We start from the raw sequence: 21255 nt of genomic DNA on the forward strand, positions 1-21255 counted from the left end.
GCTCCGGGCCGGTCAGCGGCCAGAACTCCCGCAGGAGCGGCGGCCCGGGACTCACTGGACCGGGTCGGCCAGGCCGCACTCGTAGCCCAGGATCACCGCCTGGACGCGGTCGCGCAGGTCGAGTTTGGCCAGGATCCGGCCGAGGTGGGTCTTCACGGTGCTCTCCGAGAGCACCAGGGTGGCGGCGATCTCCGGGTTCGACAGGCCGCGGGTGACCAGGGTGAGGACCTCGCGCTCGCGGCCGGTGAGGACGGCGAGCCGCTGGTCGGCGGCGGCGCGTGGCGGGGTGCTGCCCAGGTAGTGCGCGATCAGCCGCCGGGTCACGCTGGGCGCGGCCACCGACTCGCCGGCGGCGACCACCCGGACCGCGGAGACCAGGTCGGCGGCGAGCGCGTCCTTGAGCAGGAAGCCGCTGGCCCCGGCGCGCAGCCCGGCCAGCACGTACTCGTCGAGGTCGAAGGTGGTCAGGATGATCACCCGGGCCGGGTGCGGGCCGGTCCGGATCCGGCGGGTGGCCTCGATGCCGTCCAGGCCGGGCATCCGGACGTCCATCAGCACCACGTCCGGCCGGGTGCGGGCCACCACGTCGAGCGCCTGCGCGCCGTCGGCGGCCTCGCCGACCACGTCGATGTCCCCGGTCTCGTCGAGCACCAGCCGGAAACCGGTCCGCACCAGCGTCTGGTCGTCGACCAGCACCACCCGGACGCTCATCCGGTCACCGGCAGCAGCGCGCCGAGCCGGAACCCGCCGCCCGGCCGCTGCCCGGTCTCCAGCACGCCACCCAGCATGGTGACCCGCTCGGCGATCCCGCGCAGCCCGCTCCCGTGCCCGTCCGCACCGCCCGCCCCGGGGCCGTCCGGCCCGGGACCGGCCGCGCCGCCGCCCGGCCCGGGGCCGTCGTCGAGCACCTCGACCCGCAGCCGCTCCGGCTCGAAACAGAGGGTGACCTGGGCGGTGGCCGCCGGGCCGGCGTGTTTCAGGGTGTTGGTCAGCGCCTCCTGGACGATCCGGTACGCCGACAGGTCGACGGCGGCCGGCACCACCTCGGGCACCCCGTCGATGTGCAGCTCGATCCGCATGCCGGCGGAGCGCAGCTGGTCGACGAGCGCGGGCACCGCCGCGATCCCGGGCAGCGGGGCCAGCTCGGCCGGGACGGTGCGGTTGGCGGCGAGCAGCCGGCGCATCTCGGCGAGCGAGGACCGTCCGGTTTCAATCACGTGCTGCAGGGCCGTGGCGGTGCGCTCCGGGTGCCGGTCGAGCGCGGCGGCGGCGCCCTGCGCCTGGACCACCATGACCGACATGCCGTGCGCGACGACGTCGTGCAGCTCCCGGGTGATCCGGGTGCGCTCGGCGGCGACCGCGAGCGCGGCCCGCTGCCGCTCCTCCCGGGCCAGGTCGGCGGTCCGCTGCTCGACGGCGGCCAGGTGGGCGCGGCGGCTGCGCATCCCGTCGCCGACCGCGTAGGCCGCGACCAGCAGCAGCCACATCTCCAGCGCGGCCTGGCTGGTGTCCACCACCGGGTCGACCCACCAGTGCGGGGCCTGCGCGGGCCGGGTCGATCCGATGACGGTCCGCTCGATGACCTGGCCCTCCTTCGCCGCCTTCGCGTCCTTCTCGGCCCGCAGGGTCTCTTCGTCGACCTGGACCCGGTTGATCAGCATCGACACGTAGGTCAGGCTCATCAGGGCGGCGAGCACGATGACCGCGGTGCGGCGTCGCCGGGCGCCGGCGGCCACCGTGTACATCATCAGCGGCAGGGCGGCCAGGTCGAGCAGCTGGAACTTGGTCTGCGAGATCAGGTGGCCGAACACGCCCGCCCCGGCGAGCGCCAGCGCCAGCAGCGGGCTCTGCCGCCGCAGCAGCAGCCCGGCCATGATCAGCCCGGCCAGCACCCACCAGGCGTAGCCCACCGGGATCAAGGACTGTGCCTTCTTCTGATCGGTCATCAGATAGGAGGCCAGCCAGGGACCCAGGGTCATCAGGAGCAACGCCAGCGCGAGCCCGGCGTCGGTCAGCAATCGACGCGGCACGTCCCTCATCGTAGGAATCGGCGCCGCCGAGCGCGTCAGACCAGAGTCCTACATCGGCGGTGCCATCGGCGGCCGAAGCACCGACCGTGGTCCGACGAGATCGATCACCGGGTGGGCCACGGTGAAGCCATGACCAGAACTAAGTCCACTGTGCTCCTTTGTGTAGTGGTGGCGGCCGGGCTGGCCGGCTGCCACGGCGGCGATCCGGCCGCCTCGCCGAGCGCCTCGGCGGGAGATCGCCAGCAGGTGCTCGCCCTCGGTCAGGAGTGGGTGCAGTGCCTGCGCGACCACGGCCTGACCCGGATGCCCGACGTCGAGCTCAGCCCGGAGGGATATCTCCAATTCCCGGCTGTGGACGGCTACAACTGGAAGGACGAGCTGCGCAAGCACCAGGACATCATCGAGGCGTGCCAGTCGATCGAGGACCGGTACCCGCCCAACGCGTTCCGCCCGCGCCAGCAGTACTCCGCCGACGACCTGCGCAAGCTGGCCGAGTATGCCAAGTGCCTCCGGGAGCACGGCATCCCGGACTTCCCCGACCCGAACGCGCAGGGTGAGTTCGACGTGAGCGGCACCTCGGTGGAGCACGGCATGTCCCAGCGGGTGCGGGAGCAGGCGGAGAACGCCTGCAAGTCGATCTGGAACGGCGATGTCCGGATCAAGGGCGGCGCCGGAGGCAAGAAGTGAGCCGCCGCGGCGTCGCGATCGCGATCGCGGTGACCGCGCCGCTGGCCGCCGGGGTGGCCTATGCCGTGCACGGCGGCCCCGGCCCGTCGACGCCGGCCGCCGCCCAGGTCGCCACCGGCACCGCCAAGGTCACCCGGGGCACCCTGTCGCAGACCACGCAGATCCCCGGCGAGCTCGGGTACATCGGCTCCTACCAGGCCGATTACCAGGGCACGCCGGGCATGCTCACGGCCTCGGCCGCGCCGGGCGCGACCATCGGCCGCGGCGGCATCCTCTTCCGGGTGTCCGACGATCCGGTCCGCTTGCTGCTCGGCTCGGTGCCGGCCTACCGCGATTTCGGGTACGGCATGACCGACGGCCCGGACGTCCGGCAGCTGGAGCGCAACCTGGTCGTGATGGGTTTCGACCCGGACCGCGAGATGACCGTCGACCGGCATTTCAGCGTGGCCACCGCGCGGGCGATCCGCCGCTGGGAGAGGTCGTGGGGCCGCAAGTCGTGGCAGCGCACCGGCCGGCTCACCCAGGGCCAGGTGGTCTTCCTGCCCACCCCGCTGCGGATCCTCACCCAGCCGGTCCGGGTGGGCGCCGCGGCCGGTCCCGGCACCACGGTTCTGACCGGCACCTCGACCAGCCGGGCGGTGACCGCCCAGCTGTCCACCGCCGACCGGGGCTCGGTGCACGTCGGTGACCGGGTCGAGGTCACCCTCCCGGACACCGACCCGATCCGCGGCCGGGTGACCGAGATCGGTCAGGTGGCGAGCACCCCGCCGGCGGAGAACCAGGATCAGCCGCCGGACCCGGACTCGGCGACCGTCCCGGTCACCATCGCGCTGACGCTGCCCCGCGGCATGGCCCTGAGCGAGGCGCCGGCCACCGTCGACGTCGTCGGGCGTACCCGGGAGAACGTGCTGCTCGCACCGGTCGCGGCGCTGCTCGCCCGGCCCGGCGGCGGATACCAGGTCCGGCTGGCCGGGGGCGTGCTCACGCGGGTCGAGCTCGGCGCGTTCGACGAGGGCAGCGGCCGGGTCGAGATCACCAGCGGCCTCACCGAGGGCCAGTCCGTGGAGGTGCCGGCCGCATGACCGCCGTGCTGGAACTCCGTGACGTCCACAAGGTCTATCCCGGCACACCGCCGGTGGCGTCGCTGCGCGGGGTCACCTTCGCGGTGCACCGCGGCGAGCTGGTGGCCGTCGCCGGCCCGTCCGGCTCCGGCAAGACCACGCTGCTCAACCTGGCCGCCGGTCTGGACCGGCCGACCACCGGCTCGGTGCGCATCGGGGGCGAGCCGGTGGAGAAGCTGCGGGACCGGCAGCTGTCCGGGGTCCGGGCACACCGGCTGGGCGTGGTCTTCCAGCAGTTCGTGCTGCTGGAGCGGCTGACCGCGGCCGAGAACGTGGCCACCGGCCTGCTCTATCGCGGGGTACCGGGAGCCGAGCGCCGCCGCGCCGCCCGGGACGCCCTGGACCGGGTCGGGCTCGCCCACCGGGCCGGCTTCCCGGCCGCGCACCTGTCCGGCGGGGAACGTCAGCGGGTGGCGATCGCCCGCGCCCTGGTCGGCCGGCCCGCCGTGGTCCTCGCCGACGAGCCGACCGGCAACCTCGACTCGGCGTCCGGTGCCGGGGTGGTCGAGCTGCTGCACGAGCTCAACGCGGACGGCGTGACGATCGTGGTGATCACCCACGACGAGCGGATCGCGGCGGCCATGCGCCGCCGGGTCGAGATCCAGGACGGCCGGGTGGTGCGCGACTCCGGGGGTGTGTCGTGAGGTCACGGTTGCGGGCGGCGGATCTGCTGCCGGTCAGTACGGTCGGGCTGCGCTCCCGGCCGGGCCGGACGGTGCTGTCGATCGTCGGGGTGGCGATCGGGATCGCGGCGATGGTGGCGGTGCTCGGGGTGACCCGGTCCAGTCAGGCGGACGTGCTGGCCCAGATCGACCGGGTCGGGACGAACCTGCTGACCGTGGCGAACGGGAGGACCACCCGCGGGGACGAGGCGGAGCTGCCGTCGACGGCGGGGGCGGCGGTGGCGCGTACCGAAGGCGTGTTGTCCTCGGCGGCGACCGCGACCCTGCCGGTCCGGGTCTATCGCAACGACCGGATCCCGTCCGGCCGCACCGGCGGCCTGTCCGTCCGGGTGGCCGACCCGGCCCTGGCCGACACGCTCGACGCGGCGGTGGCGCACGGGCGGTTCCTGGATCCGGCGCTCATCCGCTATCCGGCGGTGGTGCTCGGGCACTACGCCGCCACGGTGCTGGGCATCGGCGACGTCAGCGGGCAGCCCCGGGTGTGGCTCGGCGAGCGGTGGTTCACCGTCGTCGGCGTGCTCGCGCCGGTCGAGCTGGCGCCGGAGCTGGACGCGGCGGCGCTGATCGGGGCGCCGGTCGCCGAGGCCGACTTCGGGTACCGGGGGCATCCGACCCGGATCTTCGTACGGGCGGAGACCTCGCGGACCACCGAGGTGGCCGGCCTGCTCGGCCGGGCGGCGGATCCGGCGCACCCCGAGGAGGTCGCGGTGAGCCGGCCGTCCGAGGCGCTCACCGCCCGGGTCGAGGTGGCGAGCGGGACCACGGTGCTACTGCTCGGGCTGGGCGCGGTGGCGCTGCTGGTGGGCGGGATCGGGATCGCCAACGTGCTGGTCATCTCGGTGCTGGAACGGCGTACCGAAATCGGTCTGCGCCGTGCCCTGGGCGCCACCCGCGGGCATGTCGGCGCGCAGTTCCTGACCGAGTCGCTGCTGCTCGGCGTGGGTGGCGGCGTGGCCGGGGTGGTGCTCGGGACGCTGATCACCTTCGCCATGGCGGCCGCCCGGGGCTGGCAGACCCTGGTCCCGGCCCAGGCGGTCGGGGCGGGGCTGGCGGCGGCCGTGCTGATCGGCGGGTGCGCCGGGCTCTATCCGGCGATGCGGGCCGCCCGGCTGTCGCCGACCGAGGCGCTGCGCACCATGTGACCGACGTGGCACTTTTCCGGGAGGGAGCGCTCCCACGATGTTCTCTAGAGTCTCTGACGAGGCGGTCCGAAAGGGACGACCGCCCCTCTACCTACGGGGAATCACGTGTTGAAACGAGCCGGCCTGTTCACGTCCGTCGCCCTCGGCGCTCTCGCGCTCACCGCGGCCTGCTCCAGCAGTCCTTCCTCCACGACCGGCAGCGACGCCGGCGCCACCACGAGCAGCAGCGCGCCGGCGGCGACCGCGGCGGCCAGCGAGCCGGCCGAGGCCACCACCCAGGCGGCCCCGGCAAAGCCGAAGACGACGACGAAGGCCACGCCCACCAGCGACCCCGGCGACGGGGACATGCTCGCCGGGCTCGGCAGCGACGCCGACTGGAAGAAGTACCTCGAGCCGTGCGACGCGCCGCAGAAGGTGCTGATCCAGAAGGTGGTGACCGCGGACGTCAACGGCGACGGCACCTTCGACGCGCTGGTCGCGCACGCCTGCTCGCCGATCACCTCCTACTGGCCGACCGTGGTGGACGTCTTCGACGGCGCCTCGTCGTCGGCCAAGCCGAAGCGGCTCGGCACCCTGCTCCAGGACGTCGGGCCGGACGACCTGCCCTACCTGGACACCCTCAAGGTCAAGAAGGGCACCGTGGTGATCGAGGCCTACGGCGTCGACAAGCACACCAACCAGTCCTGCCCGAGCATCTACTACACCTACGAGTACAAGTACACCGGCGCGAAGTTCACCCGGACCAGCCGCAGCGCCGGCAACGCCAACCAGTGCCCGGACATCAGGAACTGACCCGCGGCGCGATTTCTGTCGGACCCCGGCCTTAGGGTCGGGGTCATGGCTTCGAGCACCGTCACCACCGAGGACTGGGACAGCGGCGTCGGCGAGCGCAAGGCGCACGACGGCGTCGCCTTCGTCGACCTCGACTTCTGCGAGATCACCCTGCAGGGCGTCGAGTTCACCGACTGCACGTTCCGCAACGCGCGGTTCAACTGCGCCGAGCTGACCGACGTCGCGTTCGTGAACTGCACGTTCACCGGGTGCAACTTCTTCGACGCCACGTTCACCGGGTGCAAGCTGACCGGCAGCGTGTTCGAGCGGTGCGAGTTCGAGCTGCTCACCGTCGACGGCGGGGACTGGTCGTTCGCCGCGCTGCGCCGCGCCGACCTGGGCGGGGCCACCTTCACCGGCGCCCGGATGCGGGAGACCGACCTGACCGGCGCCCGCTGCGCCGGTGGCACCCTGCGCGGCGCCGACCTGTCCGGCGCCCTGCTGGAGGGCGCCGACCTGACCCGCTGCGACCTGCGCGGCAGCGACCTGTCGTCGCTCGACCCGGCCCGCACCCAGATCCGCCGAGCCGTCATCAACCCGGACCAGGCCATCACCATCGCCACGGCTCTGGGCCTGGAGATCCGCGACTGAGCAGTCCTCCGCCGTCGTGAGCGCATTTGACTTCACGACCGGCGCGCAGTGTCGATCAGGATGCTCGTGTTCTCGACCGGCGAGCCTCCAGCGTCACGACCCAGACGCCTCCTCGGGGTGGCGATCACCGTTCTGGTCCTGGCCGGCGCGGGCGTGCTCCTCCGGACTCAGGAGCACCCCGAGCCGGAGCCGAGCAGCCCCGACGTCTGCGCCGACAGCGACGCTCCGGCCGACGCTGCCTGCCCCTACGGCGGCCTGAGCGCGGCCCACCCCATCTCCGTGGAGCGACTCCAGGACCCTGATCTCGGTCTCCGGACAACTATCGCCACGGTATGGCCTACCCTCCTCGGCTCGATCTGCACGTGGGAGGACTCGCCTTGCGTGCACCGCCGTCCCGCGACAGAGGCCGATGCGGAACGCATCTACCAGGTGCTGAGAGATCAGGGCCTGGTCTACGTGCGTGTGCGCCTGGCACGTCCCGGCGACCCCGCCCCGACCGGCGCCGTCATGTACGCGATCCTCTCCCCTAACGGTTGCATCGCCGCCTACGCCGATTTCCGGAAAGACCCGACCTGGACGGACATCACGCCTCTCCTGCCCGGCGGCCGCTGCCCAGCACCCTGATCGCCAGTCGGACGCCGGCCGCCCCGGCCCGCGGCAGAGCTGCTGGAAAAAGTTCGAAGAAATGTCGGCGGGGATGTCGAGACGGCGGTGCGGGCTCCGTCCTCGGGGTGAAGGCGGCCACAATGGGTCGCACAGGATCGAGGAGAACGATCATCATGGCGAAGTACCTGCTGCTCAAGCATTACCGCGGCGCTCCCAGCGCGGTCAACGACGTGCCGATGGAGAAGTGGACGCCGGAGGAGATCTCGGCGCACATCCAGTACATGAACGACTTCGCGGCCCGGCTGGAGAAGACCGGGGAGTATGTCGACGGGCAGGCTCTCGCGCCGGAGGGCACCTGGGTGCGGTTCGACGGCGAGGGCCGGCCGCCGGTCACCGACGGGCCGTTCGCCGAGACCAAGGACCTGATCGCCGGGTGGATGGTGCTCGACGTGGACAGCTACGAGCGGGCCGTCGAGCTGGCCGGTGAGCTGTCCGCGGCGCCCGGCGCCGGCGGCAAGCCGATCCACGAGTGGCTGGAGCTGCGGCCGTTCCTGACCGCGACGCCGAACGCGACCGACGAGTGCCACAACGGTGGATGAGACGCTCCTGCGGAGTCTCATCCCGGGTGTTCTCGGGATCCTCGTCCGCCGCGGAGCTGACTTCGCGGCGGCCGAGGACGCCGTGCAGGACGCCCTGGTCGAGGCGCTCCGGGTGTGGCCGGCCGACCCGCCCCGGGACCCGAAGGGCTGGCTGGTCACCGCGGCCTGGCGCAAGTTCCTGGACGCCAGCCGGGCGGACGCCGCCCGGCGCCGGCGCGAGGACCTGGTCGACGACCAGCCGGCGCCCGGCCCGGTGTCCGGGGTGGACGACACGCTGCGGCTCTACTTCCTCTGCGCGCACCCGTCGCTGACCCCGTCGTCGGCGGTGGCGCTCACCCTGCGGGCGGTCGGCGGCCTGACCACCCGGCAGATCGCCGACGCCTACCTGGTGCCGGAGGCGACGATGGCGCAGCGGATCAGCCGGGCCAAGCGGACCGTCGGCGCGGTCCGCTTCGACCAGCCCGGCGACGTCGGGACCGTGCTGCGGGTGCTCTACCTGGTGTTCAACGAGGGCTATTCCGGCGACGTCGACCTGGCCGCCGAGGCGATCCGGCTGACCCGGCAGCTGGCCGCCGCGGTCGACCACCCGGAGGTGGCCGGACTGCTGGCGCTGATGCTGCTGCACCACGCGCGGCGGGACGCGCGGACCGGGGCGGACGGGAGTCTGGTGCCGCTGGCCGAGCAGGACCGCGGCCGCTGGGACACCGAAATGATCGGGTCCGGCGTGGCGATCCTGCAGGCGGCGCTGGCCCGGGACCGGCTCGGCGAGTTCCAGGCGCAGGCGGCGATCGCGGCGTTGCACGCGGACGCGCGGACCGTCGCGGAGACCGACTGGGTGCAGATCGTCGAGTGGTACGACGAGCTGGCGAAACTGACCGACAGCCCGGTGGTGCTGCTGAACCGGGCGGTCGCGGTCGGCGAGGCGGACGGCGCGCGGGCCGGGCTGGCCGAGTTGGGCCGGCTCGACGCGGCGCTGCCCCGCTATGCGGCGGTGGCGGCCTACCTGCACGAGCGCGACGGTGACCTGGACACCGCGGCGCGGCTGTATGCCGAGGCCGCTCACAAGGCCACCACCATCGCCGAGCGCGATCATCTGACCCGCCAGGCCGCTCGGCTCAACAACCGCTGACAACACCGCTTTCCGGTACGGCGGACAGCCGCCAAGGCGCGTCCCCGCCAGCGCCGGAGGCTTCCGCGGCGGGGCGGCGGCCGATAGACCGTTGACCATGAGTCTCCTCCCCTCCGGGCGACGATCCCGACGCGCGCTGACCGCCCCGGTGGCCGGCGTCGTCGCCCTCCTGCTGCTGTCCGGCGCCCGACGCCGCGGCGGCGGGCACGCGGCGATGCTGCCGCTGCGGCACAACGAGCACACCGCACCCGCCTCGGTGCTGATCCATCCCAGCGGACTGCTCGACGCGATGCTCGCCTTCTACGACGTGCTCTGGGAGCGCGGCTACCCGGTGGCGCCCGGCGCCGCCGGCGAGGAGCTCGACGAGGTCGACCGGCGGCTGCTGTCGTTGCTGCTCAGCGGGCTCACCGACCAGGCCGTCGCGGGCCGGCTCGGCCTCTCGCTGCGCACCGTGCAGCGCCGCATCCACCAGCTGATGACGAAGGCCGGGGTACACACCCGGCTGCAGCTCGGCTGGCACGCCGCCACCCGTGGCTGGGCCTAGACTAGAAGACCGCCACCCAGTCGTCCCGGATGCTGACCACCGTCCAGCCCCGCCGGTCCGCCTCGGCCAGCGCCTGCTCCGACCCGGCGACGTAGTCGAACTCCCGCTCCGCGTCGTCGTGCTTGACCAGCAGCCGCAGCGACGGCTTCCCGGGGCGCTGGGCGAAGTGGAGCATGGCGAGGTCGCCGTTGGAGTTGCCCGCGGCGAGCAGCGGCCGGCGCCCGGCACGGCTCCAGATCCGGATCGGCTTCTGCGGACCGTCGTCCAGATAGTCGGCCTCGGCCCGGTGGATGATCGTCCCGCCCCGCTCGTCCGGCCGGTACTCCAGCGCGACCGCACTGCCGATCACCCGCTCGCGGGGGATGCCGTACACCTCCCGGCTGATCGGGCGCATGAAGTCACGGCCGCCGCCGGAGGCGATGTAGGTGGTGAAGCCGTTGCCGGCGAGCAGGTCGAGCAGGTCGACCATCGGCGCGTAGGTGCAGCGCAGGTATTCACGGCCGAGCGTGGGGTGCTTGGTCTCGCGCAGGAACCGCTCGGACTGCTCCTCGAACTCCTCGACGCTGATCCCGTCGTAGGCGGCGAGGACGCCGGCCGCGAGCACTCGTACGTCGCGGTCGTCACCCGCGTAGTGCTCGGTCAGCACCCCGGCCAGCCAGGCATGATCCTGTTCGTACGCGGCCTGCCACGGCTGGCGGCCGCGCAGCGCCGGGTCGGCCTCGGCCATCGCGGTCAGCCGTCGCAGGATGAAGTCCAGCTGGATCGGCATCGGCTTCTCGCACCACAGCGTGCCGTCGTTGTCGAAGACGGCGACCCGCTCCTCGACCGGCACCTCGGCCACCACCGTCCGGACGAACTCCAGGATCGCCCGCTTCGTGTCCCCGTCCCGCCAGCTCGCCAATGCCTCCGTCACCCTCCGACCATCGGGCAGCCGGAACGGTGTCCGCCTCACCCGGGCGGGGTGAGGCGGGCACCACCGCGGCTCGGATTGACTGGGTCCGCCACGCAGTCGAGAAGACGGGGAGCTGGCCATGCCGACCGACCGGCCGAACATCCTGGTGATCTGGGGCGACGACATCGGTATCTCGAATCTGAGCTGCTACAGCGACGGGTTGATGGGCTACCGGACGCCGAACATCGACCGGATCGCCGAGGAGGGCGCCCGGTTCACCGACTACTACGGCGAGCAGAGCTGCACGGCCGGGCGGGCCGCCTTCATCTGCGGGCAGAACCCGATCCGGACCGGGCTGACCAAGGTGGGCATGCCCGGGGCGACCGTGGGCATCCAGGCCGAGGACCCGACGATCGCGACCGCGCTCAGGGCACACGGGTACGCGACCGGCCAGTTCGGCAAGAACCACCTCGGTGACCGGGACGAGCACCTGCCGACGGTGCACGGCTTCGACGAGTTCTTCGGCAACCTGTATCACCTGAACGCCGAGGAGGAGCCGGAGCAGCAGGACTATCCACGGCCGGAGGACTTCCCGGAGTTCCACCAGCGGTTCGGCCCGCGCGGCGTGATCCACTCCTGGGCGGGCAAGGACGGCAGCCAGCGGATCGAGGACACCGGCCCGCTGACCCGCAAGCGGATGGAGACCGTCGACGAGGAGTTCCTCGCCGCCGCGGCCACCTTCATCCGCGACAAGGCCGGCGCCGAGCAGCCGTTCTTCGTCTGGTTCAACGCGACCCACATGCATTTCCGCACCCACGTCAAGCCGGAGAGCCGGGGGCAGGCCGGGCGGTGGCAGTCGGATTACCACGACACGATGATCGACCACGACAAACTGGTCGGTGAGCTGCTCGGACTGCTCGACGAGCTGGGCATCGCCGACGACACGATCGTCGTCTACTCGACCGACAACGGGCCGCACATGAACACCTGGCCGGACGCCGGGATGACCCCGTTCCGCGGGGAGAAGAACACCAACTGGGAGGGCGCCTACCGGGTGCCGTCGGTGGTGCGCTGGCCGGGGCGGATCGCGCCGGGGACGGTGCTCAACGACATCATGAGCCACGCCGACTGGTTCCCGACCCTGCTCGCCGCGGCCGGGGTGCCGGACATCGCCGACCGGCTCCGGGCCGGCGCCGACCTCGACGGAACCCGCTATCACGTGCACCTCGACGGGCACGACCAGTTGCCGTACCTGACCGGTCAGGTGGAGTCGAGCGCGCGGGAGCACTTCTTCTACGTCTCCGACGACGGTGACCTGACCGCGGTCCGGTACGGCAACTGGAAGCTGGTCTTCCTGGAGCAGCGCGCCACCGGCACGCTGCGGGTGTGGGCCGAGCCCTTCACCGAGCTGCGCGTACCGAAGATCTTCAATCTGCGGACCGATCCCTACGAGCGGGCCGACACCACCTCGAACACCTACTACGACTGGCTGCTCGACCACGCCTGGCTGGCCGTGCCGATGCAGTCGTTCGTCTTCAGCATGCTGCAGAGCTTCGGCGAGTTCCCGCGCCGGCAGAAACCGGCGAGCTTCAGCCTGGAACAGGTGCTGGCCAAGCTGCAGGCCGGCATCCCCAGCGCGTGACCGCCGCGGCCACCGTCCCGGCCGGCGCCCCGCCGGCCGAGGACATGCGGTGGATCCCCGGGGGCACCTTCCGGATGGGCTCCGACGACCACTATCCGGAGGAGGCGCCGGCCCGCGACGTCGAGGTCGGTGGCTTCTGGATGTGCCGGACGACGGTGACCAACGCCGCGTTCACCGCGTTCGTCGCCGCGACCGGCTACCGGACGGTCGCCGAGCGGCCGCTGGACCCGGCCGACTTCCCCGGCGCCCCGGCGGAGAACCTGGTGCCCGGATCGATGGTGTTCGTCGGCACGCCCGGCCCGGTCGACCTGCGCCACCTGAGCCAGTGGTGGCGATGGACGCCGGGCGCGTCCTGGCGCCGCCCGGAGGGACCGGGCAGCAACCTGGCTGGCCGCGCCGGTCACCCGGTGGTGCACGTCGCGTACGAGGACGCCGACGCCTACGCGACCTGGGCCGGCCTGGCCCTGCCGACCGAGGCGCAGTGGGAGCACGCGGCCCGCGGCGGCCTCGACGGCGCCACCTACACCTGGGGGAACGCGCCCGAGCGGCCCAGCCGTCGGCAGGCGAACTACTGGCACGGCGACTTCCCGTGGCGGGCGGAGAGCGGATACGGCCGGACCGCGCCGGTCGGCTCGTTCCCGCCCAACGGCTACGGCCTGGTCGACATGGCCGGCAACGTCTGGGAGTGGACGCGGGACTGGTACACCGAGGACCGCTGGGCCGGCTACGCCGCCTGCTGCCTGCCCCGTGACCCGCGCGGCGGCCGGCCGGCCGACAGTTACGACCCCGCCCAGCCGCAGATCCGGATCCCGCGCAAGGTGATCAAGGGCGGCTCGTTCCTCTGCGCGGACAGCTACTGCTTGCGCTACCGACCCGCCGCCCGCCGGCCGCACATGGTCGACACCGGGATGAGCCACGTCGGCTTCCGCTGTGTGGCGGTGCCGGCCCCGGAGGCATAGGACGTTTCTCGTCGAGCCGTCCGAAGTCCACCGAGCGCGAGGCCGCAAGCGGTTCACCCTAGGCTGTCACCATGATCCGAGCAGTGGTCGTGGACTTCGACGACACTCTGTGCCTGACCGAGGCGGCCTCGTTCGCGCTGGAGAACGAGGTGCTCGCCGAAATGGGCCGCCCGCCCATGTCGCGCGAGGTGCACCTGGCCACCTGGGGCGAGAAACTGCTCGACGCCATGCGGCGCCGCTCCCCCGGGCTGGACCTGGACCGGTTCGCCGAGCTGTTCCGGATCCACAACCAGCGCTACCTGGCCGACGGCCGGCTCGACGTGATCCCCCCGGAGAACCTGGCCGCCCTGGACCGCCTGGTCCTCGGCGGCCGGACCGTCCTGCTGCTCACCTCACGGACCGGCGAGGAGGTCGCGCACCTGCTCGAACCGGACCACCTGCTGGCCGGCCGGGTCACCGGCGCCTACCACCAGGACAACACCCGCTTCCACAAACCGGACCCGCGGGTCTTCGACGAGCTGCTCGCCGAGACCGGCCTGAGCCCGGACCAGTGCGTCTACATCGGCGATTCCCCGGGCGACGCGGTCGCCGCCGCCGGCGCCGGGATCCGTTTCGTCGCCTGCCTGCAGAGCGGCGTCCGCCGCCTGACCGACTTCGACCCCCGCCACGTCACCGCCGCGGTCAGCACCTTCCCGGAGATCGTCCCGATCGTCGAGGCCCTGTGACGTCCTCCCGGATCGTCCCCAGGTGAACCCCACCGGCCGTGGGACCCGGTCCGTATATTGCCGACCATGACGCTACTCGACGCCGGTGGTCTGGAGCTGTCGCGGCAGGCGGCGCCGCCTCGGCGGGGTGGGCTCGGCCGGTGGGTCGCGGCGTTCGGCGCGCGGGCGTTCGTGGTCGCGGGGCTCGCGGCGCTGGTCGGCGGGCTGAGCGGGATCGCGCTCGGGTCCTGGCTGGCGTGGCGCGACGTGGACGCGCTGGCACCGGGCCGGGCCACCGCGATCCGGCTGGCGCCCACCGTCCTGCCGGGCGCCTTCGACGACCGGGTCGACTACTACGGGCGGCACACCTTCTGGAACCCGTACAGCGAGCACACCCTGCACGGCGGCACCGGGGTGCGGGCCGGCCGGGCCACCGTGACCGGCACCGCGCCGGCGGGAGCCCGCCCGACGGAGGTCGCGGCCGCCGTCGTCGAGCGGATGCGGGCCGGCGGCTGGCGGGACGTGCGGAGCACGGTTCGAACCCTGCCGATGGGGACCGTCGAGGTGACCGGCACGCGCGACGGGTATCTGGCCGCGGTGCAGTTCTCCCGGGGCGACGAGTTCAATCCGGCCACCCTGGAGTTCGCTCTGATGTGGGCCGAGCCGCCCGGCCACCTGCGCGACACCGTCGCCGGCGGGGTGGCCGGCGCGCTGCTCGGTGCACTGCTGGGATTGATCACCTCGTGGCGCTGGCGGCGGCACGGCCGGGGGATGCAGTGGACGTACGTGACGCTCTGCTCCGTCACGCTGCTCATGCTCGCCCCCGCCTGCCTGGGCAACGTCCCCACCACGACCGGTTCCCTGCTCGCCAGCACCGATCGCGACGGCCCGGGCCCGTCGGTGTACTGGGGCGGCTTCGTGATCTACGGCGCCGAGCCGCTCGCCATCCTGTCCCTGCTGCCGCTGCTGGCAATCGTCGCCGGCTGCTTCCTGCCACCCATCACCGCCGCCCGCCGAGCATGGCGGACGACCCGGCGGGCCTGATCCCCGCGGTGACCGCGCCCAGTCGCGGGCGCGGTCCACCGGGGCTGGGTCAGCTGCAGTTCGAGACGAGGCAGACCGTGATGACGTCCAGGTCGAGCGACTTGCCGAGGTTGGTCAGGTAGAAGCCGGCGACGGCGGTCTTGATCACCGTGACGTCCACGCCGGCGTTGTTCAGCACGTTCTGCAGGGCGACCAGCTGGGTGCCGCTCAGCACGTTCACGTCGCCGACGGTCACCGTGACGTTGTTGTCGTTCACCGTGCCGACGCAGTTGACCTTGTGGTCCTTGCCGCCGCCCTGGTTGGTGCAGGTGTAGTTCTTGTTGCCGTTCCCGGACGACATCGCGGGAGCGGCGGTGGCCGGAGCGGCGAAACCGACCGCCAGCGTGCCGATGACCAGGGCCAGCTTGATCGAGTGCTTCATGGGGGGGTCCTTTCGTGGCACGAATATGAAGAAAGTCCGCAAATACTCGCTTTACGGACGAAACGGAACTATGCCACCACCGCTCCCGGCATTCGGGACGCGGCGGCGCGCCACGCCGCGGGTACCGCTCCCGGGTGACGCCCGCCCGCCGGAGCCGGTAGCGTGAGCCCGATGAAGCGGGCCGTGCTGCTGGCGCTGGTGCTGCTGGCGGTCCTGCTGCCCGGCACCCCGGCCGCCGCCTCGGTGCCGGACCGGCTGGCGCACGTCGGCAACGCCCGGCAGTTGATCGTGGTGTCCGGCGCCGGCTGGTCGTCCAGTCACGCCACGCTGCGCGCCTACCAGCGCGGGCCGGACGGCAAGTGGCGGCAGGTGTTCGGCGCGATGCCGGCCCGCAGCGGTTACGGCGGCTGGGTCTGGGCGGCGCAGCGGGTGCAGAACACCGGGACGACGCCGGTCGGCACGTTCACCATCACCCGGGCGTTCGGCGTGCGGGCCGACCCGGGGACGCGGTTGCCGTACCGGAAGGTCGACGCGAACGACTACTGGGTCGGCGACCGCCGGGACCCGAAGACCTACAACGTCTTCCAGCCGTCCGCGTCGAAGCACCGCACCTGGCGGATCTCCCAGGCCGAGCGGCTGGCCGCCTACCCGACCCAGTACGCCTACGCCGCCGTGATCAACTTCAACCGGCCGGCCGGCGTGCACTGGAACGCCAAGCTCGGCGAGTACGTCACCGCGACGCCGTCCCACGTGGGCCGCGGCTCAGCGGTCTTCCTGCACGTCAACGGCAAGGGCTCGACCGCCGGCTGCGTGTCGGTCCGCCGGACGGACATGGTCCGGCTGCTCAAGTGGCTGCGCCCGACCCAGCATCCGCGGATCGTGATGGGCCCGGCCGCGGTGATCACCCGGGCGTGACCAGCGCGTCGCCGCGCGCCGTGCGCACGTAGAAGACCTGCCGCCCGGCCCGCTGCCGGGCGGCCAAACCGGCGGTCACCAGCCGGGCCAGGTGCGCGGACACGCCGCCCGGGGCCAGCCCGGTGCGCCGGGCCAGCGACGTGGTGGTCGACGGTGTCGCCAGCTCGGCCAGCAGGGTGGCCCGGGCCCGGCCGAGCACCGCCGCGAGGTCGGCGGCGGGCGGCGCGTCGTGCCACATCGCGCCGACCCCCCGCGCCGGGTAGCGGAGCACCGGCGCCCACGGCTCGGCGGCCTTGACGTAGACGTGCGGCCAGGCGAACAGCGACGGGACCAGCACCAGGCCGCGTCCGCCGAGCAGGTACTCGAGGTCCAGGCCGGGCCGGTCGACGGACAGGACGCCGTCCGTCCAGGAGATCGCCGCGTCGAGCTCGGCGAACATCGCCTGCGGACCGGCGTCGGCCAACCGGCGCGCCCGGTACATCACGTCGGCCTCGAGGATCCCGCGCATCCGGTCCCAGTACGGCGCGAGGGCCAGGTCCCAGTAGGCGCGCATCTGGTCGCCGTACCCGTCCACCGCCGCGAACTCGGCCCGCGGGTCGGCGACCGGCGTGTGCGGCACCGGGGCGAGGAACCCGGGCAGGTGCCGCTCCGGGGTGAGCACCAGGTCGCGCAGCTCCCGCAGGCCCGCAGCGGCCAGCACGGCGTCCCGGTGCCGGGTCACCCACGGCAGGTGCACCGCGTGCGCGCCCGGATCGCGCAGCACCCGCAGGCTCGCGACCACCTCCCAGGCGGGCGAGATCGCGAACCGGACCCCGGCCAGGTCGGCCGCCGACATCGACATCCGTAGCATCGAGGATTCACTCTAGACCGAATCGTTGGAGCGGACCGGGGCCCGGCGCCGAAGCTGCCGGGCATGCCACGTGACTTCACCCGCTATCTGATCGCCGCGGTCGCCGCCAAGTGGGGTGTCAACCTCGCCAAGGTGGCGATCCCGCTCGTCGCGATCACCTCGCTCGGCGCCGGGCCCGGCGCGGCCGGTTCCCTGGCGGCCGCCGGGACCGCGCCGTTCCTGCTGCTCGGGCTGCCCGCCGGGGCCTGGCTGGACCGGATCGCCCGGCGGCCGGTCATGATCGCCATGGACCTGGTCCGGTTCGCGCTGCTCGGTTCGGTGCCGCTGGTGGCCGCCGCGTCGGCGCTGACCATGCCGTACCTCTGGGTGGTGGTGTTCCTGAACGGCGTCGCCACGGTCTTCTTCGACGTCGCGATGCAGAGTCACCTGCCGGATCTGCTCGGCGGCGCCGACGGCGGGCGCCTGGTCCGGGCCAACGGCCGGCTGGCCACGGTGGACCAGCTGGCGCTGATCGGCGGCCCGGCGCTGGCCGGCTGGTTGATCGGCCTCTGGACCGCGTCGACGGTCCTGGTGGTGACGGCGTTCGGCTACCTGTGGTCGGCGCTGTGGATCCGGCGCATCCGGCAACCGGAGCCGCGTCCGGCGGCGGCGCCCCGGTCGCTGGTGGCCGAGGTCCGCGAGGGCCTGTCGTTCGTCCGGCGGGACCGCACCCTGCGGGCGATCGCGACCGCCGGCGCGCTGGTGAACTTCGCGATCGCGGGCGTCGTGGCGATGCTTCCGCTGCTGCTGGAGCAGGGACGCACCCTGAGCCTGTTCCTGAGCGCCGGCGGCGTCGGTGGTCTGCTCGCCGCCGTGGTGGCGAAACGGCTGCCGAGGGGCCGCTCGGTGATCGCGACCGGGCTGGCCATCGTGCCCGCCGCGCTGCTGCTGCCGTTCGCCGGCCGGCCGGTGCCGGTGGCGCTCGCCGCGGCCGCCTGGGCGGCGGTGATTTTCAAGGTGGGCTACGACAGCGTGGTGCTGATGTCGTTCCGCCAGCTCGTGACGCCGCCGGCGCTGCTCGGCCGGGTCAACGGCACTCTCCGGGTGATCTTCAGTGGGGCGCTCACGCTCGGCGCCGGGACCGCCGGACTCATCGGGGAGCAGGCCGGTCCCCGGACCGCCGCCGGGGTGGCGTGCGCCGCGCTGGCGCTCGTCTGGGTGCCGATCGCCCGGTCACCGTTGCGCAGCACGGGAGGCGCAGACGGTCGTACCGCAAGCGCAGGGGCCGCACGAAGGGCGGACCCGAAGCGTGCCCGCGACCGAGCGTGGTTGACATCACTCTATTCTGGTTCGATCACTCGCCCCGATCGAAGGCCATGATGAGCAGCCGCCGGGTCCGCAGCAAACAGGTCGAGCAGACCCGGGACCGCATGCTGCGCACCGCCGAGCGCCTCTTCGCCGAGCACGGGGTCGCCTCGGTCTCCAACCGGCAGATCAGCGAGGCGTCCGGGCAGGGCAACAACGCCGCGGTCAACTATCACTTCGGCACCAAGTCCGATCTGGTCCGGGCGATCGTCCGGCGGCACGCCGGCCCGATGGAGGAGATCCGCCGCGGGCTGCTGGAGCGCTACGCCGGCAGCGGCGAGGTGCGCGACTGGGTGACCTGCGTGGTCCGCTCGATCACCGACCACCTGGAAGCGCTGGGCAGTCCGAGCTGGTACGCCCGGTTCGCCGCCCAGCTGATGACCGAGCCGACCCTGCGCGAGCTGGCCGCCGCCGAGATCGCCGAGGCGCCGATGTTCCTGGCCGTGCTCGACGCGCTGCACCGGTGCCTGCCCGATCTGCCGGAGGCGGTGCGCCGCGAGCGGGACGACATGGCGCACACGCTGATCGTGCATTTCTGCGCGCAGCGTGAGCGGGCCGGCACGGTCGGATGGTCGGCCACGGCAGCCGCGCTCATCGATGCGATCGATGGCCTTTATCGGGCCCCGACCCACCAGTAAGTGGCCTAGATCACACATTGGATCAAGCAGTTGCTTTAAATTCGGGCCTTCGGTTGGCTACCCCGTACCGGACGAACCCCGTGAAAGGGCCCACCCATGTCCCCCACCCCCCTTAGCGGTCAGCCCCACCGTTACCGGCCCGACGAGCTCGCTGCCCTGCGCGCCCGGTACCAGCACGAACGTGACCGCCGGATCCGTCCGGAAGGCACCGCGCAGTACCGGCGGGCGGCCGGTGAGTTCGGCTACTACGCCAAGGATCCGTACACCCCGTGGGCCGAGCGGGCGAGCCGGCACGACCGGGTCGACGCGGTCGTCATCGGCGGCGGCTTCGGCGGCCTGCTCACCGGCGCGCGGCTGCGGCAGGCCGGCGTCAAGGACATCCGGGTGATCGACGAGGCCGGCGACTTCGGCGGCACCTGGTACTGGAACCGCTACCCCGGCATCCACTGCGACATCGAGTCGACCGTCTACCTGCCGCTGCTGGAGGAGGTCGGCTACGTCCCGAAGTGGCGGTACGCCCCGGGTGAGGAGATCCGGCAGCACTGCATGGCGATCGCCGAGAAGTTCGACCTCTACTCCGGCGCCCTCTTCCACACCCGGGTCGTCGAGCTGCGCTGGGACGACGAGGCCAGCCTGTGGACGGTGCGGACCGACCGCGGCGACGAGTTCCAGACCCGGTACGTGACCGTCTCCTCCGGCACCCTCACCCAGCCGAAACTGCCCGGCGTCCCAGGCATCGAGAAGTTCTCCGGGCACACCTTCCACACCAGCCGCTGGGACCAGCACTACGACCTGACCGGCAAGCGGGTCGCGGTGGTCGGCACCGGCGCCACCGGCATCCAGGTGATCCCGCACGTCGCCGAGGCCGCCGAGCACCTGTACGTCTTCCAGCGCACCCCGTCCACCGTCGACTTCCGCGGCAACCGGCCGATCGACCCGGAGTGGGCCGCCACCCTGCAGCCCGGCTGGCAGCAGGAACGCCTGGACAACTTCCTGACCATCGTCACCGGCGGTCACGCCGACCAGGACCTGATCGCCGACGGCTGGACCGCCACCGCCAAGCTGCAGCGGCAGCTGCTCACCGGCACGCTGGACAGCACGATCACCGCCGAGGAGCGGGACTACCTCGACGAGCTGGCCGACTTCCGCAAGATGGACGAGATCCGGGCCCGGGTCGACGAGATCGTCGAGGATCCGGCCACCGCCGAGGCGCTCAAGCCGTGGTACCGCTACATGTGCAAGCGGCCCACCTTCAGCGACTTCTACCTGCAGACCTTCAACCGGCCGAACGTCACCCTGGTGGACACCGCGGACTTCGGCGGGATCACCGCGATGACCTCGTCCGGGATCCTGGTCGGCGAGCAGGAGTACCAGGTCGACTGCGTCATCTTCGCCACCGGCTTCGAGGTCGGCATCTCCGGCGTCGTCTCCGGCACCCTGCCGGTCCACGGGCGGGACGGGCAGCAGCTGCTGCACTACTGGGCGCGCGGGCCGCGTACCCTGCACGGCTTCTACACGCACGGCTTCCCGAACCTGTTCCACCTGGGCGCGCTGCAGAACGCCGCCGCCGTCAACTTCGTCCACGTCCTGCAGGAGCAGGCCACCCACATCGCCGCGGTGGTCGCCGAGGCGGAGCGGCGCGGGGCCCGCCGGGTCGAGCCGACGCTGGAGGCGGAGGAGGCGTGGCTCGCCACGATCCGCGAGACGGCGCCGGACAACTTCAAGTTCCAGGCGGAGTGCACGCCCGGCTACTACAACGGCGAAGGCAAGCCGCGGCCGGTCAACAACTCGTTCGGCCCGGGACCGGTGGTCTTCCACGAGCTGCTGCGCAGCTGGCGCGCGGAGGGCGGGATGGACCAGGTCCTGGTGACCGATTAACCCCA

23 protein-coding genes are annotated in these 21255 nt (G+C 72.6%); 18 read left to right on the plus strand and 5 right to left on the minus strand.

Annotated features, from left to right (window positions below; all coding sequences use genetic code 11):
• Nucleotides 1-51: 51 nt before the first annotated feature.
• Both BJY16_RS34340 and BJY16_RS48715 read right to left on the minus strand, forming a co-directional pair.
• Nucleotides 52-711, minus strand: a complete 660-nt coding sequence (locus BJY16_RS34340; RefSeq protein WP_185043707.1) for a response regulator — start codon at nt 709-711, stop codon at nt 52-54.
• Nucleotides 708-2030 (minus strand): sensor histidine kinase, encoded by a 1323-nt coding sequence (locus BJY16_RS48715; protein ID WP_185043708.1) that lies wholly within the window; start codon nt 2028-2030, stop codon nt 708-710. The genes BJY16_RS34340 and BJY16_RS48715 overlap by 4 nt, the downstream gene beginning before the upstream one ends.
• A gap of 129 nt (nt 2031-2159) precedes the next feature.
• On the opposite strand from BJY16_RS48715, the gene BJY16_RS34350 reads away from it, so the two are divergent.
• The 10 genes from BJY16_RS34350 to BJY16_RS34395 all read left to right on the plus strand — a co-directional run bounded on the left by BJY16_RS34350 (nt 2160) and on the right by BJY16_RS34395 (nt 9963).
• Nucleotides 2160-2717 carry a hypothetical protein gene (locus tag BJY16_RS34350; RefSeq protein WP_185043709.1) on the plus strand — a complete coding sequence of 186 codons (558 nt, stop codon included), beginning with the start codon at nt 2160-2162 and terminating at the stop codon, nt 2715-2717.
• Complete coding sequence (locus BJY16_RS34355) at nt 2714-3799, plus strand: RND family efflux transporter (protein WP_185043710.1); 1086 nt, start codon at nt 2714-2716, stop codon at nt 3797-3799. The genes BJY16_RS34350 and BJY16_RS34355 overlap by 4 nt, the downstream gene beginning before the upstream one ends.
• Entirely contained in the window at nt 3796-4482 is a 687-nt protein-coding gene (locus BJY16_RS34360) for an ABC transporter ATP-binding protein (protein WP_185043711.1), read from the plus strand. Before BJY16_RS34355 ends, BJY16_RS34360 begins: the two co-directional genes overlap by 4 nt.
• The gene (locus BJY16_RS34365) at nt 4479-5663 is read left to right on the plus strand and encodes an ABC transporter permease (RefSeq protein ID WP_185043712.1); all 1185 of its coding nucleotides are present in this window, start codon (nt 4479-4481) and stop codon (nt 5661-5663) included. The genes BJY16_RS34360 and BJY16_RS34365 overlap by 4 nt, the downstream gene beginning before the upstream one ends.
• Before the next feature lie 105 nt (nt 5664-5768).
• On the plus strand, nt 5769-6455 hold the full coding sequence (locus BJY16_RS34370; RefSeq protein ID WP_185043713.1) for a hypothetical protein: 687 nt from the start codon (nt 5769-5771) through the stop codon (nt 6453-6455).
• A gap of 45 nt (nt 6456-6500) precedes the next feature.
• The gene (locus BJY16_RS34375) at nt 6501-7085 is read left to right on the plus strand and encodes a pentapeptide repeat-containing protein (protein ID WP_185043714.1); all 585 of its coding nucleotides are present in this window, start codon (nt 6501-6503) and stop codon (nt 7083-7085) included.
• Between the two features lie 117 nt (nt 7086-7202).
• A complete protein-coding gene (locus tag BJY16_RS34380) occupies nt 7203-7709 on the plus strand; it encodes a hypothetical protein (protein ID WP_185043715.1) in 507 nt (168 codons plus the stop codon).
• A 155-nt stretch (nt 7710-7864) separates the two neighbouring features.
• Nucleotides 7865-8290, plus strand: coding sequence for a YciI family protein (locus BJY16_RS34385; protein ID WP_185043716.1), 426 nt, complete (start codon nt 7865-7867; stop codon nt 8288-8290).
• On the plus strand, nt 8283-9419 hold the full coding sequence (locus tag BJY16_RS34390; protein ID WP_185043717.1) for an RNA polymerase sigma factor: 1137 nt from the start codon (nt 8283-8285) through the stop codon (nt 9417-9419). Before BJY16_RS34385 ends, BJY16_RS34390 begins: the two co-directional genes overlap by 8 nt.
• Before the next feature lie 97 nt (nt 9420-9516).
• On the plus strand, nt 9517-9963 hold the full coding sequence (locus tag BJY16_RS34395; protein ID WP_185043718.1) for a helix-turn-helix transcriptional regulator: 447 nt from the start codon (nt 9517-9519) through the stop codon (nt 9961-9963).
• A gap of 1 nt (nt 9964) precedes the next feature.
• Here the strand turns inward: BJY16_RS34395 and BJY16_RS34400 are convergent, their stop codons facing one another.
• Nucleotides 9965-10876, minus strand: coding sequence for an HAD family hydrolase (locus tag BJY16_RS34400; protein WP_203759373.1), 912 nt, complete (start codon nt 10874-10876; stop codon nt 9965-9967).
• Between the two features lie 118 nt (nt 10877-10994).
• Between BJY16_RS34400 and BJY16_RS34405 the strand changes: the two genes are divergently transcribed.
• The 4 genes from BJY16_RS34405 to BJY16_RS34420 all read left to right on the plus strand — a co-directional run bounded on the left by BJY16_RS34405 (nt 10995) and on the right by BJY16_RS34420 (nt 15204).
• Nucleotides 10995-12497: an arylsulfatase gene (locus BJY16_RS34405; RefSeq protein ID WP_185043720.1), complete on the plus strand. Its 1503-nt coding sequence runs from the start codon at nt 10995-10997 to the stop codon at nt 12495-12497.
• On the plus strand, nt 12494-13456 hold the full coding sequence (locus tag BJY16_RS34410) for a formylglycine-generating enzyme family protein (RefSeq protein ID WP_507762602.1): 963 nt from the start codon (nt 12494-12496) through the stop codon (nt 13454-13456). Before BJY16_RS34405 ends, BJY16_RS34410 begins: the two co-directional genes overlap by 4 nt.
• Before the next feature lie 71 nt (nt 13457-13527).
• Nucleotides 13528-14181: an HAD family hydrolase gene (locus tag BJY16_RS34415; RefSeq protein ID WP_185043721.1), complete on the plus strand. Its 654-nt coding sequence runs from the start codon at nt 13528-13530 to the stop codon at nt 14179-14181.
• Nucleotides 14182-14247: 66 nt separating this feature from the next.
• Nucleotides 14248-15204 (plus strand): hypothetical protein, encoded by a 957-nt coding sequence (locus tag BJY16_RS34420; RefSeq protein WP_185043722.1) that lies wholly within the window; start codon nt 14248-14250, stop codon nt 15202-15204.
• Between the two features lie 49 nt (nt 15205-15253).
• On the opposite strand, the gene BJY16_RS34425 is transcribed toward BJY16_RS34420, so the two are convergent.
• Nucleotides 15254-15625, minus strand: coding sequence for a hypothetical protein (locus BJY16_RS34425; protein ID WP_185043723.1), 372 nt, complete (start codon nt 15623-15625; stop codon nt 15254-15256).
• A 171-nt stretch (nt 15626-15796) separates the two neighbouring features.
• On the opposite strand from BJY16_RS34425, the gene BJY16_RS34430 reads away from it, so the two are divergent.
• Nucleotides 15797-16540 carry a L,D-transpeptidase family protein gene (locus tag BJY16_RS34430; protein WP_185043724.1) on the plus strand — a complete coding sequence of 248 codons (744 nt, stop codon included), beginning with the start codon at nt 15797-15799 and terminating at the stop codon, nt 16538-16540.
• On the opposite strand, the gene BJY16_RS34435 is transcribed toward BJY16_RS34430, so the two are convergent.
• Complete coding sequence (locus BJY16_RS34435; RefSeq protein ID WP_239178015.1) at nt 16527-17381, minus strand: ArsR/SmtB family transcription factor; 855 nt, start codon at nt 17379-17381, stop codon at nt 16527-16529. The genes BJY16_RS34430 and BJY16_RS34435 overlap by 14 nt on opposite strands.
• A 72-nt stretch (nt 17382-17453) precedes the next feature.
• Between BJY16_RS34435 and BJY16_RS34440 the strand changes: the two genes are divergently transcribed.
• The 3 genes from BJY16_RS34440 to BJY16_RS34450 all read left to right on the plus strand — a co-directional run bounded on the left by BJY16_RS34440 (nt 17454) and on the right by BJY16_RS34450 (nt 21250).
• Nucleotides 17454-18749 (plus strand): MFS transporter, encoded by a 1296-nt coding sequence (locus BJY16_RS34440; RefSeq protein ID WP_185043726.1) that lies wholly within the window; start codon nt 17454-17456, stop codon nt 18747-18749.
• On the plus strand, nt 18749-19372 hold the full coding sequence (locus BJY16_RS34445) for a TetR/AcrR family transcriptional regulator (protein WP_185043727.1): 624 nt from the start codon (nt 18749-18751) through the stop codon (nt 19370-19372). Before BJY16_RS34440 ends, BJY16_RS34445 begins: the two co-directional genes overlap by 1 nt.
• A gap of 96 nt (nt 19373-19468) precedes the next feature.
• Nucleotides 19469-21250 (plus strand): flavin-containing monooxygenase, encoded by a 1782-nt coding sequence (locus BJY16_RS34450; RefSeq protein ID WP_185043728.1) that lies wholly within the window; start codon nt 19469-19471, stop codon nt 21248-21250.
• Nucleotides 21251-21255: the final 5 nt, after the last annotated feature.

The sequence above is a fragment of the Actinoplanes octamycinicus genome, from assembly GCF_014205225.1.
Lineage (GTDB): Bacteria > Actinomycetota > Actinomycetes > Mycobacteriales > Micromonosporaceae > Actinoplanes > Actinoplanes octamycinicus.

Excerpts from the sequence above, each read along its gene's own strand:
- BJY16_RS34415 (WP_185043721.1), top strand. The coding sequence starts at position 13,528 with ATGATCCGAGCAGTGGTCGTGGACTTCGACGACACTCTGTGCCTGACC.
- BJY16_RS34360 (WP_185043711.1), top strand. The coding sequence starts at position 3,796 with ATGACCGCCGTGCTGGAACTCCGTGACGTCCACAAGGTCTATCCCGGC.
- BJY16_RS34450 (WP_185043728.1), top strand. The coding sequence starts at position 19,469 with ATGTCCCCCACCCCCCTTAGCGGTCAGCCCCACCGTTACCGGCCCGAC.
- BJY16_RS34375 (WP_185043714.1), top strand. The coding sequence starts at position 6,501 with ATGGCTTCGAGCACCGTCACCACCGAGGACTGGGACAGCGGCGTCGGC.
- BJY16_RS34430 (WP_185043724.1), top strand. The coding sequence starts at position 15,797 with ATGAAGCGGGCCGTGCTGCTGGCGCTGGTGCTGCTGGCGGTCCTGCTG.
- BJY16_RS34435 (WP_239178015.1), bottom strand. The coding sequence starts at position 17,381 with ATGTCGATGTCGGCGGCCGACCTGGCCGGGGTCCGGTTCGCGATCTCG.
- BJY16_RS34425 (WP_185043723.1), bottom strand. The coding sequence starts at position 15,625 with ATGAAGCACTCGATCAAGCTGGCCCTGGTCATCGGCACGCTGGCGGTC.
- BJY16_RS34440 (WP_185043726.1), top strand. The coding sequence starts at position 17,454 with ATGCCACGTGACTTCACCCGCTATCTGATCGCCGCGGTCGCCGCCAAG.
- BJY16_RS34340 (WP_185043707.1), bottom strand. The coding sequence starts at position 711 with ATGAGCGTCCGGGTGGTGCTGGTCGACGACCAGACGCTGGTGCGGACC.
- BJY16_RS34395 (WP_185043718.1), top strand. The coding sequence starts at position 9,517 with ATGAGTCTCCTCCCCTCCGGGCGACGATCCCGACGCGCGCTGACCGCC.
- BJY16_RS34445 (WP_185043727.1), top strand. The coding sequence starts at position 18,749 with ATGAGCAGCCGCCGGGTCCGCAGCAAACAGGTCGAGCAGACCCGGGAC.
- BJY16_RS34385 (WP_185043716.1), top strand. The coding sequence starts at position 7,865 with ATGGCGAAGTACCTGCTGCTCAAGCATTACCGCGGCGCTCCCAGCGCG.
- BJY16_RS34405 (WP_185043720.1), top strand. The coding sequence starts at position 10,995 with ATGCCGACCGACCGGCCGAACATCCTGGTGATCTGGGGCGACGACATC.
- BJY16_RS34350 (WP_185043709.1), top strand. The coding sequence starts at position 2,160 with ATGACCAGAACTAAGTCCACTGTGCTCCTTTGTGTAGTGGTGGCGGCC.
- BJY16_RS34420 (WP_185043722.1), top strand. The coding sequence starts at position 14,248 with ATGACGCTACTCGACGCCGGTGGTCTGGAGCTGTCGCGGCAGGCGGCG.